The following is a 12,918-nucleotide window of genomic DNA, read 5'->3' on the forward strand; positions in this document are numbered from 1 at the left end:
AGCTATTCTCTTTTGTAAAAATTGCGTAAACCGTTTTCAGAGTAACCAGCGCGCCCGGAGGCCGCCATCTAAAATCGCCGATAATTAGAAATTAATGATAAACAGGGAGCGATATCAGTAAAAGACATGATTCATCCCGCAGGATGAATCATTGCTGGAGAGAATGAAAGAAGAGAAACTTACTCAGGATAGAGGGAACCGGCAGGAAAATGACTTAAAAACCAGGTCACTGCCAGTAAATCCGCGCTACCGCCAGGGCTTAAGTTACGCAGGATGAGTTCATCATCGAGGGACTGCATCGCTTCAATGCCCCCCTCAACCAATACGCCCCCTTGCCACAACAATTTTTGTGCCTGCTGCTGCACGTAGTAAAGCCCTTCCAGGCCTCCCCGCGACACCAGATTGGTATCATCATTCCACGCCATCAGATGCAACAATGTTTGCAGTAGGGCAAGATGGGTATCGTCATGCTCCTGCACGACCCGGTTAAACACCGGCAAAGCCTGCGTTCTGACGGTTCGAAAACCGCTTTCCGCTTCTCCCCGCGCGCCCGACAGGCCATAGCACTGGAAATGGGTTTCACTCTTTGTCAGTTTTCCCGCTTTTTTTGCTGAGAGCTCGTGGGCAACAATATTCCGACTCAGGCGAGCAACCTGGTCGCAGATACGATTTTGCTCCAACGGTTCTCCCCGCGCGAGAAGTCGGCCAATCGCTGCGCTCAGCAGGCCAAAAGCGAAAATCGCCCCGCGATGGGTATTCACACCATTGGTCGCCTGTAGCATATCGTTCTCACAGGCCATCCCCAGCGGACGCAGCATCACCAGGACATTTTCTGCCGCCAGCGCCGCCGTGTTGTTGCCCATGATAAAAAACTTTTCCATCCACGGAGCAATGGCGGTAGTGCTACGTTCAAATGCCGCCAGATCCATATCCCTATGCGCTCCCGAATTACGAATATCGACCAGACCGGGTTTTGGTGTCAGCCTGGCTTCCGTCAGCAGCGCTCTTGCAACCAACCCATTAAGTTCGCCAGCCGCCAGCGATGAGTACGCTGGCGTACGCCGTTCAGTCACAACGCTCACGTTCATAGCATTCAATCCTTCGTGCAATTTCATCCAACAAAAGGTCAAGGGTGTGATGCTTGCCCCGGGCACAGAGATGAGCATCCTGCTGGCATATCAAACATGGCCGGGCAGGATGCCCGAGTTCACGGCGTGATAGCGACTTACCGTCGCTATCAATAATGTCGATGTCCCAAAGCCGCCCTAACGGATGGCTCATCTCTAGTGTCGACATGTGCTGTTTCAACGCCATTGCCGGCGCACAGACCGCTGCCATCCATTCCGGGCCGCTGCGTTCATTTACCTGCATTTCCCAGACGTTGACCCACTCCTTCTGTTCGCAAAGCGCCAGTATTTCGGCAATTGCGTAATCGGCGACACGCCGCCAGACCGCTGAGTTTTTAACGGCGCCCGGTGCAACCAGCGTGAGGGAAATCAACGGTAGCCGATAGCAGTTCAACGCCTGACGCTGCCTGGCGGCACGTTTATCGCGCGCTTGTAGCATCTCCTCCAGCGTAACTGCCTGGCCCTGGTACAGCAGGTCTGTGCCCTTCATCAGCCTTTAACCTGGCGAATCACGTCAATCACTGAACCGTCGCGATAACGCACCACAGCCACCACCCGATCGGTAAACTCAATCGGCTGCGGTTTACCGGTCAGTTGCTCAGCGCGCTGTTGCAGTTGTTCGATGGTCATCAGCGCCACGCCCGCAGCACGCAGGTTATCAAGCAGATCCTGACGCGCAGGGTTCACTGCAATACCATGGTCGGTAACCAGCACATCAACACTTGCCCCAGGCGTGACGGTAGTCAGCACTTTTTCCACCACACATGGGATTCGGCCACGGACCAGCGGTGCGGTAATAATGGTGAGATCGGCCCCTGCTGCCGTATCGCTATGGCCGCCCGATGCGCCACGCAGTACGCCGTTTGAACCGGTCATCACGTTAACGTTGAAATTCACGTCAATTTCCAGCGCGCTCAGCATCACCACATTCAGGCGTTCGCATGCCGCGCCTTTAGAGGCGGGGTTCGCGTATTGATTGGTTGAGATTTCAATATGATGTGGATTCTGCGCCAGCGAACGGGCTGCATCGCCATCGAATGATTGCGTATCCAGCAGCGCTTTGATCAACCCTTTCTCATGCAGATCCACCATGGTGCCGGTGATCCCGCCCAGGCCAAAACTCGCCGTAATGTTGTGGCGACGCATTTTGTCTTCCAGGAAACGGGTGACCGCCAGAGATGCGCCACCGGTGCCGGTTTGCAGCGAGAAACCGTCACAAAAATAACCTGAGTGTTCGATCACATTAGCCGCCTGCCGGGCGATCAACAGTTCACGCGGGTTGCTGGACAGACGAATCGCGCCCGCGGTGATCTTTTCCGGATCCCCTACTTCGTCCACCTGTACGATCAAATCAACCTGATCCTGCGCGATACTGGCCGGATAATTGGGAAATTCGACCCACTCTTCAGTCAGGAGCACCACACATTTAGCATACTGCGCATCAACCTGCGCATATCCCAAAGAGCCGCAGCGTGACTTGCCGCTAAAGCCGTTCGCATTACCAAATTCATCGCAGCACGGCACGCCGAGGAAAGCGACATCAATATTCAGCTCACCGCTCTGAATCAGTTTTACGCGGCCGCCGTGAGAGTGGATCTGTACCGGGTTTTCCATCAGGCCAGCGGAGATCTCTTCCCCTAACTTGCCGCGCAGCCCGGAGGTGTAAATCTGCCGCACCACGCCATTTTTAATGTGTTCGATAAGCGGCCAGTGGGCATCAATTAATGAGCTGGAGGCAAGCGTCAGATCGCGGAATCCCATTTCCGCCAGCTTCGCCATCACCATATTGACAACTTTGTCGCCACCACGAAACGCATGGTGGAAGGATATCGTCATGCCATTTTTAAGCCCGGAACGACGAATAGCCTCTTCAAGCGAGTCACAAATTTTACGCCGACGCTTTTCCGTTTCACTGGCAAGCCACGGGCTGTTCGCTGTTACCCCCTGGTAGGGCTGTAATCCTTCCGGTACGACATATTGCTGGTTGAGCATGGTTACAGTCTCTTTCATGGTTCCTTCCTTAATCACGAATACCGGAAGCCGACAGCGCCACCACTTTGCGCGCGTGGTCGATAATCGGGCCGTCAATCATTTTGCCGTTGAGTGAAACGACGCCCAGACCGCGAGACTCAGCCTCTTCAGCGGCGGCAATCACCTCATACGCATGCTCAACTTCTTTACGTGTCGGAGAATAAGCCTGATGTAACAGCTCAATCTGACGTGGGTTCACTAAGGACTTACCGTTAAAACCAAGCCCTTTCGCCAACTGCACTTCCTTCAGGAAGCCTTCTTCATTATTGATATCCGACCAAACGACATCATAGGCGGCAATACCCGCAACGCGCGCCGCATGCAGCACTGCGCAGCGGGCGTAGAACAGCTCGGTGCCATCGCCCCGGCTGGTGCCCATATCCATCACGTAATCAAATGCCGCCAGCGCAATTGCCACCATGCGCGGGCTGGAGGTGGCGATGTCGACGGCATTGACCACGCCTTTCGCTGATTCGATCGCCGCCATCAGCCTGGTACTGCCGACTTCACGTCCACATTCACGTTCGATCCGTTCAACCTGCGCTTCCAGCTCCAGCACATCGTTTTTGCTGTCGGTTTTCGGCAGACGCACGATATCCGCGCCACCACGCACGACGGCCTCAAGATCGGCCAGACCAAACGGCGTGTTCAGTGGATTAATGCGCACCACTTTTTCAACATCCTGATAGAACGGATGTTGAAGCGCGTGATGAACCAAAAGACGGGCGGTATCTTTCTCAAGTAACGCTACGGCGTCTTCTAAGTCGAACATCACCGCGTCCGCACCATAGACAAACGAGGTGCTCAACATGGCCGCATTTGCGCCGGGGATAAACAACATACTGCGACGAGGTCTCATAACGCACTCCATTGAATTTCCGTTTGTTCTGCAGCGCGTAACGCCGCCGCCTGCACTCGGGCGCGTAAAATACACTCCAGCGCGCCTTTGTCATCGACGCTAACCAGCGCGCGTTCAACGCCCAGCTTCGCCAGCGTTTCCCGAACCACCTGCTCAATCGCCGCGCCAAACTGCTGCTTCACCAGACTCTCTAGCTCCAGCCGAATTCCTGGCTCGCTGGATGGACCAATCCTGATCATCACATCGCTGGATTCCAGCGTGCCTGCCAGGGCATCTTTAATGATTTTCATTAGTTATGTTCCTTGTTAACGGTGTTACGTCATATGGTTTCAGTGTGTCTGGCGGCATGCCGCTGCAGATATGCCAGGGTGCCAGCAGGCACCAGCGCGCTTATTGCCGGCCAATTACGTTCGCTATACAGTTTTCTGACGCGAGAGGCGGAAATAGCCGCGCCGTTTTTCTCCACCCGCGCCAGCTCGACGACCTCAATAACCGGGCCGCTGCGCTTCGGATCGTGTAAAATGTCGTGCATTCGCTGGTTATAGGCACAGGTCAGAGGACAAAACGGTTCACTGCCGACAAAACGATGGGTAATCCCCAGCGCTGGAGCCAGATGTTCACGGAAGAGTTGCAGATCGATCTGGCAATGGCAGTCGTCCACAACCCCTTTTTCTTTGAGGAAATAGCCGGGAAACGTCGCACGCGAGATCATATAAGCGGAGCCGGAATGCAACGTGACGTTGTCAATGCCCCCGATTCCTTGTTCGATCAGCGCCCAACGGTCGGTATAGGAAAAAAATGAAGCATCTTCTTTGACTACAAACAGATGCAACCAGTCACAGGCCGCAGCCGCTTGCTCCACCAGATAACGGTGGCCCAATGTAAACGGATTGGCGTTCATGACGATGGCGCCGATCGTTTTTCCCGGTTGACGATAAAGCGCCAGTTGGCGACAAAAGCGCGCTAACCGTTCACTGCTGTTCTCCATTAACACCGCCAGCTCACCTGCCTGCGCAATGGGCCAAAACCCCGCGCCAGAAAACAGCAACCGATTTTGCGGCTTAGTGAACAGGAAAAGCTCGCTGCGGTTTAACTCGTAGGCCAATGTAAGCAGCTCGGTCAGCAGTTTGAGGCTGAGCCCTTCCCCTTGTAAAACCGGGGAAACGGCGATGCATTTCAGTACGTTCCCGGCCAGAGAACCGCACCCGACTATCTCACCCTGCCAATATGCGCATACCGCGATTTCACAATCGTCTTCCAGGGCTAGTCCCACGCCCTCCAGAAACATGGCGACCGACTCGCGACGCAATACATCCTTTTGCAAATAAATGCGTTTAAATATTAGATTCACTCTATTCTGCATCCGTCAGCAAATAACGTCGCATATTTCGCCAGCGTTTGTATTACTCGTCTGGAATAGACATCACACTTTCCCCCTTGCTTTTATAAGCTTTATGGTTTTTATTTCCTTAATTAACCAGAGTTAATAAAAATAATTAAATTAATTAAAAACACAACCATTCAGTGAAGATAGTCACATCTCATGGTTCATTGAATTTATTAGTATGCGCGGGTCTTGTTACCCATCAATACACAGGAAAATGTTTATGACCAACATGACCCAAGCTTCGGCGACGGAGAAAAAGGGGGCTAGCGATTTACTCAGATTCAAAATCTTTGGTATGCCGCTACCGCTTTATGCCTTTGCATTAATTACTTTATTACTTTCTCATTTTTATAATGCTATACCGACTGACTTAGTCGGTGGTTTTGCCCTTATGTTTGTGATGGGGGCCATTTTTGGTGAAATCGGCAAACGTTTACCGATCTTCAATAAATATATTGGCGGCGCACCGGTTATGATATTTCTGGTTGCAGCTTATTTTGTCTATGCTGGCATATTTACGCAGAAAGAAATTGATGCGATCAGCAACGTAATGGATAAAAGCAACTTCCTTAACCTGTTTATCGCAGTGTTGATCACAGGCGCGATCCTGTCGGTAAACCGTAAGCTGCTATTAAAATCACTGCTGGGCTATATCCCAACCATCCTCGCCGGGATTGTCGGCGCGTCCCTTTTCGGTATCGTCATTGGTCTGTGCTTCGGTATCCCGGTCGACCGTATCATGATGCTGTACGTTCTGCCGATTATGGGCGGTGGTAACGGCGCGGGCGCCGTGCCTCTGTCTGAAATTTATCACTCGGTTACCGGACGTTCTCGCGAAGAGTATTACTCAACGGCTATTGCTATTCTGACCATTGCGAATATCTTCGCCATTATTTTCGCCGCCCTCCTCGATATGATAGGCAAAAAATACACCTGGCTTAGCGGTGAAGGTGAGTTGGTTCGTAAGGCTTCCTTCAAAACCGAAGATGATGAAAAGGCCGGTCAGATTACCCATCGTGAAACGGCGGTTGGCATGGTGTTATCCACCACCTGCTTCCTGCTGGCCTATGTTGTTGCCAAGAAAATTCTGCCAAGCATCGGCGGCGTCTCTATTCACTACTTCGCCTGGATGGTTCTGATTGTTGCTGCGCTGAACGCATCAGGTCTTTGCTCACCGGAGATTAAAGCCGGGGCGAAACGTCTTTCTGACTTCTTCTCCAAACAACTGCTGTGGGTGCTGATGGTCGGTGTGGGTGTTTGCTACACCGATCTGCAAGAGATTATCGATGCCCTGACGTTCGCGAACGTAGTTATCGCCGCAATCATTGTGGTCGGCGCAGTCGTTGGCGCAGCTATCGGGGGCTGGTTGATTGGCTTCTACCCGATTGAATCATCCATTACTGCGGGTCTTTGTATGGCCAACCGCGGCGGCTCCGGCGATCTGGAAGTGCTCTCCGCCTGTAACCGTATGAACCTCATTTCATATGCACAAATTTCCTCTCGTCTGGGCGGCGGTATTGTGCTGGTTATCGCTAGCATCGTGTTCAGCATGATGGTGTAAAAAAACGCACGGCGGTGTCTTGGCAGCAAACGACCTGGAGAAAAGTAGAGGCCAAAGCCAGAGGTGGCCAAGGGAAATCCACTCTACTCCTTAGCCGGATTCACCAGGAAGGTTGTCGTCAAGGCCACCGTCGTGCCTCTCATTATGGAAAATGATTCATGAATGAAGCTGTACTACTGGGTGAAGGTTTCACCCTGATGTTTTTAGGGATGGGGTTCGTACTGAGCTTTCTGTTCCTGCTCATCTTTGCCATCCGCGGCATGTCCGCCGTGATTACTCGCTTCTTCCCGGAACCCGTCGCCGCGCCCGCACCGCGTGCCGTTCCCGTCGTGGACGACTTCACCCGCTTAAAGCCGGTGATTGCCGCCGCCATTCACCATCACCGCCACCACGTTTAATTTCCCGGAGGGATCCATGACCATTGCCATTACCGACGTCGTCCTGCGTGACGCCCACCAGTCTCTGTTCGCCACCCGCCTGCGCCTTGATGACATGCTGCCGATTGCCGCCGCGCTCGATGACGTGGGCTACGGGTCGCTGGAGTGCTGGGGCGGCGCCACCTTTGACGCCTGTATCCGCTTTCTCGGCGAAGACCCGTGGCTGCGCCTGCGCGAACTGAAAAAAGCCATGCCCAAAACCCCACTGCAGATGCTGCTGCGCGGCCAGAACCTGCTCGGTTATCGCCATTACGCCGATGACGTGGTGGAACGCTTCGTCGAACGCGCCGTCAAAAACGGCATGGACGTGTTCCGCGTCTTCGATGCCATGAACGACCCGCGCAATATGAAAGCCGCCCTGCAGGCGGTACGTAGCCACGGGGCGCACGCCCAGGGCACGCTCTCCTACACCACCAGTCCGGCGCACACCCTGCAGACCTGGCTGGATTTAACAGAGCAACTGCTGGAAACCGGCGTTGACTCGATTGCCATCAAGGATATGTCCGGCATTCTCACCCCGATGGCCGCTTTTGAGCTGGTGAGCGAAATCAAAAAACGCTACGACGTACGTCTGCACCTGCACTGTCACGCCACCACCGGGATGGCGGAGATGGCCCTGCTGAAGGCTATCGAGGCGGGTGTTGACGGCGTGGACACGGCGATTTCGTCCATGAGCGCCACCTACGGCCACCCGGCCACCGAAGCGCTGGTGGCGACGTTGGCAGGTACTGAGCATGACACCGGGCTGGATATCCTGAAGCTGGAAAATATCGCCGCGTACTTCCGCGAGGTGCGCAAAAAGTACCACGCCTTTGAAGGCCAGCTGAAAGGCTACGACAGCCGCATCCTGGTGGCGCAGGTGCCGGGCGGAATGCTCACTAACCTCGAAAGCCAGCTGAAGCAGCAGAACGCGGCGGACAAACTCGACCAGGTGCTGGCGGAAATCCCCCGCGTGCGCGAGGACCTCGGCTTTATTCCGCTGGTGACCCCCACCTCACAGATTGTCGGCACCCAGGCGGTGCTCAACGTGCTGACGGGCGAACGCTACAAGACCATTGCCAAAGAAACGGCGGGCATTCTGAAAGGCGAATACGGCCACACCCCGGTGCCGGTGAACGCCGCGTTACAGGCCCGCGTGCTGGAAGGAGGCGCTCCGGTGACCTGCCGCCCGGCAGACCTGCTGAAGCCGGAACTGGCTGAACTGGAAGCGGACGTCAGGCGCCAGGCGCAGGAGAAGGGGATTCAGCTTGCGGGAAACGCCATCGACGACGTGCTCACCGTGGCGCTGTTCCCGCAAATCGGCCTCAAATTCCTCGAAAACCGCCACAACCCGGCGGCGTTTGAGCCACTGCCGCAGGCGGAAGCCGCGCAGCCGGTGACAAAAGCAGAGAAGCCTGCCGCTTCCGGTATCTACACCGTGGAAGTGGAAGGCAAAGCCTTTGTGGTGAAGGTCAGCGACGGCGGCGATATCAGCCAGCTCACTGCGGCTGCACCTGCTGCCTCTTCTGCTCCTGCCACCGCCCCGGCAGGCGCCGGCACCCCGGTCACCGCGCCGCTGGCGGGCAACATCTGGAAGGTGATTGCCACCGAAGGCCAGACAGTGGCCGAAGGCGATGTGCTGCTGATTCTGGAAGCCATGAAGATGGAAACCGAAATCCGCGCCGCGCAGGCCGGGACGGTACGCGGTATCGCGGTGAAGTCCGGGGACGCGGTTTCCGTGGGCGACACCCTGATGACGCTGGCGTAACGGAGAACTGAAATGGAAAGTCTGAACGCCCTGCTTCAGGGCATGGGGCTGATGCACCTTGGCGCAGGCCAGGCCATCATGCTGCTGGTCAGCCTGCTGCTGCTGTGGCTGGCGATTGCGAAAAAGTTCGAACCGTTACTGCTGCTGCCGATTGGCTTCGGCGGCCTGCTCTCCAACATCCCGGAAGCGGGTATGGCGCTGACCGCGCTGGAGAGCCTGCTGGCGCATCACGACGCCGGGCAGCTGGCGGTGATTGCCGCGAAGCTTAACTGCGCGCCGGACGTGCACGCCATTAAAGAGGCATTAGCGCTGGCGCTGCCGTCGGTGCAGAGCCAGATGGAGAACCTGGCGGTGGACATGGGCTACACGCCGGGGGTGCTGGCGCTGTTCTATAAAGTGGCGATTGGCTCCGGCGTCGCGCCGCTGGTCATCTTCATGGGCGTCGGCGCGATGACCGACTTCGGCCCGCTGCTGGCCAACCCGCGCACCCTGCTGCTGGGGGCGGCGGCGCAGTTCGGTATCTTCGCCACCGTACTGGGGGCGCTGACGCTGAACTACTTCGGCCTTATCAGCTTCACCCTGCCGCAGGCGGCGGCCATCGGCATCATCGGCGGCGCGGACGGCCCGACGGCGATTTATCTGTCGGGCAAGCTGGCGCCGGAGCTGCTGGGGGCCATCGCGGTGGCGGCGTACTCGTACATGGCGCTGGTGCCGTTAATCCAGCCGCCGATTATGAAAGCGCTGACCACGGAGACGGAGCGGAAAATCCGCATGGTGCAGCTGCGCACGGTGAGTAAGCGGGAAAAAATCCTCTTCCCGGTAGTGCTGTTACTACTGGTGGCGCTGCTGCTGCCGGACGCCGCGCCGCTGCTGGGGATGTTCTGCTTTGGCAATCTGATGCGTGAAAGCGGCGTGGTGGAGCGTCTGAGCGACACGGTACAGAACGGGCTGATTAATATCGTCACCATCTTCCTCGGGCTGTCGGTGGGCGCGAAGCTGGTGGCGGATAAGTTCCTGCAGCCGCAGACGCTGGGCATTCTGCTGCTGGGTGTGATTGCGTTCGGTATCGGGACGGCGGCCGGGGTGCTGATGGCGAAGCTGCTGAACCTGTGCAGTAAGAACAAAATCAACCCGCTTATCGGTTCGGCGGGGGTGTCGGCGGTGCCGATGGCGGCCCGCGTATCGAACAAAGTGGGGCTGGAATCAGACCCGCAGAACTTCCTGCTGATGCACGCGATGGGCCCGAACGTGGCGGGGGTAATTGGCTCGGCCATTGCCGCGGGCGTGATGCTGAAATACGTGCTGGCGATGTAATAGTGGATGGGATACGCATGTCGTATCCCATTTTCATCCAAATTTTTTCTGAAAGAAAAGTAAGTATGAACTGGTTCAGGTTCCGGTGATGCCGAATGCAAGAAAATACCGTAATTAAATATTTAAATACCAATATGTTTATACGGGAAATTACACGCTGGTTTGCCAGACACTCGTTTCAAAACCGGATATTTCTACTGCTCCTGTTTACATCCACCATCGTGATGCTGGCAATCACCTGGTATCTGACCGATATCACGAAAGAACGCCTGCATTATCAGGTGGGCCAACGTGCGCTTATTCAGGCAATGCAAATATCCGCTATGCCAGAATTAGTTGAAGCCGTAGAGGCGCATGATTTGTCACGCATCAAAGCGTTGATTGACCCAATGCGCTCGTTTTCGGATGCGACTTACATTACCGTTGGCAACGAAAAAGGTCAGCGACTGTATCACGTCAACCCGGATGAGATCGGCAAATATATGGAGGGCGGCGATAGCGACGACGCGCTGTATAATGCTAAAAGCTACGTATCGGTGCGCAAAGGTTCATTAGGCTCTTCCTTGCGTGGTAAATCCCCGATTCAGGACAGTACCGGTAAAGTCATCGGTATTGTTTCCGTCGGCTATACTCTGGAACAGCTGGAGAGCTGGCTTAACTTACAAATCAGCTCGTTGCTGTTCCCGATGGCGTTACTGCTGCTGGTGCTGTTGTACTGTGCCCGCCGCTTCTCGCTGCATATTAAAAAGCAGATGCTTAACATGGAGCCACAGCAGCTTTCACAACTATTAATTCAGCAAAGCGTGTTGTTTGAGTCGGTATTTGAAGGGTTGATCGCCATTGACTCCCATCACCGTATTACCGCCATTAACCAAACGGCTCGCCGCTTACTGAATCTGAGCCAACCGGAGTCTGAACTCATTGGCTATGCAATCCACCATGTCGTGTTGCCGGAGGCCTTCTTTTACGATGCGCCGCAAAAAAACAAAAAAGATGAGATCGTCACCTTTAACCAAATGAAAGTCATCGCCAGTCGCATGGCGGTCATTATTGACAACCAGCCTCAGGGCTGGGTTATTAGCTTTCGCAACAAAGACGATATCAATACACTCAGCCTGCAGTTAAGTCAGGTGCGGCAATACGCCGATAACCTGCGCGCCGTGCAGCATGAGCATCGCAACCTTATTTCCACCATTGCCGGACTGCTGTTCCTGAAGCGCTACGATAATGCGCTGGCGCTGATTCAGCAGCAGTCGGAAAGCCACCAGAAAGTACTCGATTTTATTTCCCATAATTTCCGCGACCACCACCTTGCGGGGCTATTAATCGGTAAATATTATCGGGCAAAAGAGCTGGGACTGGAGCTGATTTTCGATCCTTCAAGCTTTGTTGAACACCTGCCGTCATCGCTCTCGCATAATGAATGGATTTCGATTGTTGGCAATTTATTGGACAACGCCTATAACGCCACCCTGCTCAATCGCGAAGGCTCGCGACAGATTGAGTGCCTGATCAACAGCGAAGGTAATGAAGTCATTATTGAAGTTGCCGATCAGGGATGTGGTATTGACGAAAATATCCGCCAGCATATTTTCGAGCGTGGAGTGACCACCCACAATAACGGCGATCACGGAATTGGATTATGGTTGGTGCACAGCTACGTCAAGCAGGCCAATGGCGACATTATCGTCGATAACAATAATCCTTTTGGCACCATTTTTACCCTCTATATCCCTTTTACCAGAGAAGAATAACATGGATAGCATTACGACACTCATCGTTGAAGACGAACCGATGCTAGCGGAAATCCTGGTGGACACCATCAAGATTTTTCCCCAGTTTTCAATCGTCGGCATCGCAGACAAACTGGAAAGTGCGAAGAAGCAAATACGCCTCTATCAACCACAGTTAATTCTATTGGATAATTTTTTACCCGATGGCAAAGGGATCGATTTAATTCGTCATACCATCAGCACCAACTACACGGGGCGAATTATTTTCATTACCGCCGACAATCATATGGATACCATCAGCGATGCCTTACGCATGGGCGTATTCGATTACCTGATTAAGCCGGTACATTATCAGCGCCTGCAGCATACCCTGGAGCGGTTCACCCGTTACCGCAGTTCGTTACGTTCCAGTGAGCAGGCAAACCAGACGCACGTTGATGCCTTATTTAATATCCAGGCCAAAGAACAAACCGCAGAACCGAATAGCGGACTGCGGGGAATTGATGAAAACACCTTCAACCGGGTACGACAAATATTCGCCGACCCGCAGGCAGTACATACAGCAGACACTCTGGCGCAAATTCTGGGCAGCAGTAAAACCACTGCCCGACGCTATCTGGAACAAGGCGTGAAAAATAACTTTCTCGAAGCGGAGATCAGCTACGGGAAAGTGGGCAGGCCGGAGAGACTCTATCGCGGCAAAGTATGAGATTATGGCGCCA

12 protein-coding genes are annotated in these 12,918 nt (G+C 54.4%); 6 read left to right on the forward strand and 6 right to left on the reverse strand.

The genetic code is table 11. The annotated features are described in order from the left end of the window. Positions 1–179: 179 nt before the first annotated feature. From citG to citC, 6 genes are read right to left on the reverse strand one after another with little or no spacing between them, the layout of a single operon-like run. Entirely contained in the window at positions 180–1,088 is a 909-nt protein-coding gene (gene citG / locus J1G48_RS18705) for a triphosphoribosyl-dephospho-CoA synthase CitG (protein WP_001103238.1), read from the reverse strand. Continuing rightward, positions 1,066–1,617 carry a citrate lyase holo-[acyl-carrier protein] synthase gene (gene citX / locus J1G48_RS18710; protein WP_000679050.1) on the reverse strand — a complete coding sequence of 184 codons (552 nt, stop codon included), beginning with the start codon at positions 1,615–1,617 and terminating at the stop codon, positions 1,066–1,068. Before citX ends, citG begins: the two co-directional genes overlap by 23 nt. Continuing rightward, entirely contained in the window at positions 1,617–3,137 is a 1,521-nt protein-coding gene (gene citF, locus J1G48_RS18715; RefSeq protein WP_000665573.1) for a citrate lyase subunit alpha, read from the reverse strand. The genes citX and citF overlap by 1 nt, the downstream gene beginning before the upstream one ends. A gap of 10 nt (positions 3,138–3,147) precedes the next feature. Next, entirely contained in the window at positions 3,148–4,017 is an 870-nt protein-coding gene (gene citE, locus J1G48_RS18720; protein WP_001247804.1) for a citrate (pro-3S)-lyase subunit beta, read from the reverse strand. After that, a complete protein-coding gene (gene citD, locus J1G48_RS18725) occupies positions 4,014–4,307 on the reverse strand; it encodes a citrate lyase acyl carrier protein (RefSeq protein ID WP_000691461.1) in 294 nt (97 codons plus the stop codon). The genes citE and citD overlap by 4 nt, the downstream gene beginning before the upstream one ends. 29 nt (positions 4,308–4,336) lie before the next feature. After that, on the reverse strand, positions 4,337–5,380 hold the full coding sequence (gene citC / locus J1G48_RS18730) for a [citrate (pro-3S)-lyase] ligase (protein ID WP_001181446.1): 1,044 nt from the start codon (positions 5,378–5,380) through the stop codon (positions 4,337–4,339). A 244-nt stretch (positions 5,381–5,624) separates the two neighbouring features. Between citC and citS the strand changes: the two genes are divergently transcribed. The 6 genes from citS (at position 5,625) to J1G48_RS18760 (ending at position 12,905) form a co-directional block, all read left to right on the forward strand. Beyond that, entirely contained in the window at positions 5,625–6,965 is a 1,341-nt protein-coding gene (gene citS / locus J1G48_RS18735) for a citrate/sodium symporter CitS (RefSeq protein ID WP_000183602.1), read from the forward strand. Positions 6,966–7,123: 158 nt separating this feature from the next. Beyond that, the gene (locus J1G48_RS18740) at positions 7,124–7,363 is read left to right on the forward strand and encodes an oxaloacetate decarboxylase subunit gamma (protein ID WP_001001154.1); all 240 of its coding nucleotides are present in this window, start codon (positions 7,124–7,126) and stop codon (positions 7,361–7,363) included. Positions 7,364–7,379: 16 nt separating this feature from the next. After that, a complete protein-coding gene (oadA, locus tag J1G48_RS18745) occupies positions 7,380–9,149 on the forward strand; it encodes a sodium-extruding oxaloacetate decarboxylase subunit alpha (RefSeq protein WP_000150408.1) in 1,770 nt (589 codons plus the stop codon). A 12-nt stretch (positions 9,150–9,161) separates the two neighbouring features. Continuing rightward, entirely contained in the window at positions 9,162–10,463 is a 1,302-nt protein-coding gene (locus tag J1G48_RS18750; protein ID WP_000444879.1) for an oxalacetate decarboxylase subunit beta, read from the forward strand. A 134-nt stretch (positions 10,464–10,597) separates the two neighbouring features. After that, positions 10,598–12,217 (forward strand): sensor histidine kinase, encoded by a 1,620-nt coding sequence (locus tag J1G48_RS18755; protein ID WP_001677995.1) that lies wholly within the window; start codon positions 10,598–10,600, stop codon positions 12,215–12,217. Between the two features lies 1 nt (position 12,218). Continuing rightward, entirely contained in the window at positions 12,219–12,905 is a 687-nt protein-coding gene (locus tag J1G48_RS18760) for a response regulator (RefSeq protein ID WP_000377406.1), read from the forward strand. Positions 12,906–12,918 lie beyond the last annotated feature (13 nt).

This window comes from Salmonella sp. SAL-020, from assembly GCF_017372215.1.
Classification (GTDB): Bacteria; Pseudomonadota; Gammaproteobacteria; order Enterobacterales; family Enterobacteriaceae; genus Salmonella; species Salmonella enterica.

Coding starts and splice junctions, on each gene's coding strand:
- citG (WP_001103238.1), bottom strand. CDS start 1,088: ATGAACGTGAGCGTTGTGACTGAACGGCGTACGCCAGCGTACTCATCG.
- citX (WP_000679050.1), bottom strand. CDS start 1,617: ATGAAGGGCACAGACCTGCTGTACCAGGGCCAGGCAGTTACGCTGGAG.
- citF (WP_000665573.1), bottom strand. CDS start 3,137: ATGAAAGAGACTGTAACCATGCTCAACCAGCAATATGTCGTACCGGAA.
- citE (WP_001247804.1), bottom strand. CDS start 4,017: ATGAGACCTCGTCGCAGTATGTTGTTTATCCCCGGCGCAAATGCGGCC.
- citD (WP_000691461.1), bottom strand. CDS start 4,307: ATGAAAATCATTAAAGATGCCCTGGCAGGCACGCTGGAATCCAGCGAT.
- citC (WP_001181446.1), bottom strand. CDS start 5,380: ATGCAGAATAGAGTGAATCTAATATTTAAACGCATTTATTTGCAAAAG.
- citS (WP_000183602.1), top strand. CDS start 5,625: ATGACCAACATGACCCAAGCTTCGGCGACGGAGAAAAAGGGGGCTAGC.
- J1G48_RS18740 (WP_001001154.1), top strand. CDS start 7,124: ATGAATGAAGCTGTACTACTGGGTGAAGGTTTCACCCTGATGTTTTTA.
- oadA (WP_000150408.1), top strand. CDS start 7,380: ATGACCATTGCCATTACCGACGTCGTCCTGCGTGACGCCCACCAGTCT.
- J1G48_RS18750 (WP_000444879.1), top strand. CDS start 9,162: ATGGAAAGTCTGAACGCCCTGCTTCAGGGCATGGGGCTGATGCACCTT.
- J1G48_RS18755 (WP_001677995.1), top strand. CDS start 10,598: ATGTTTATACGGGAAATTACACGCTGGTTTGCCAGACACTCGTTTCAA.
- J1G48_RS18760 (WP_000377406.1), top strand. CDS start 12,219: ATGGATAGCATTACGACACTCATCGTTGAAGACGAACCGATGCTAGCG.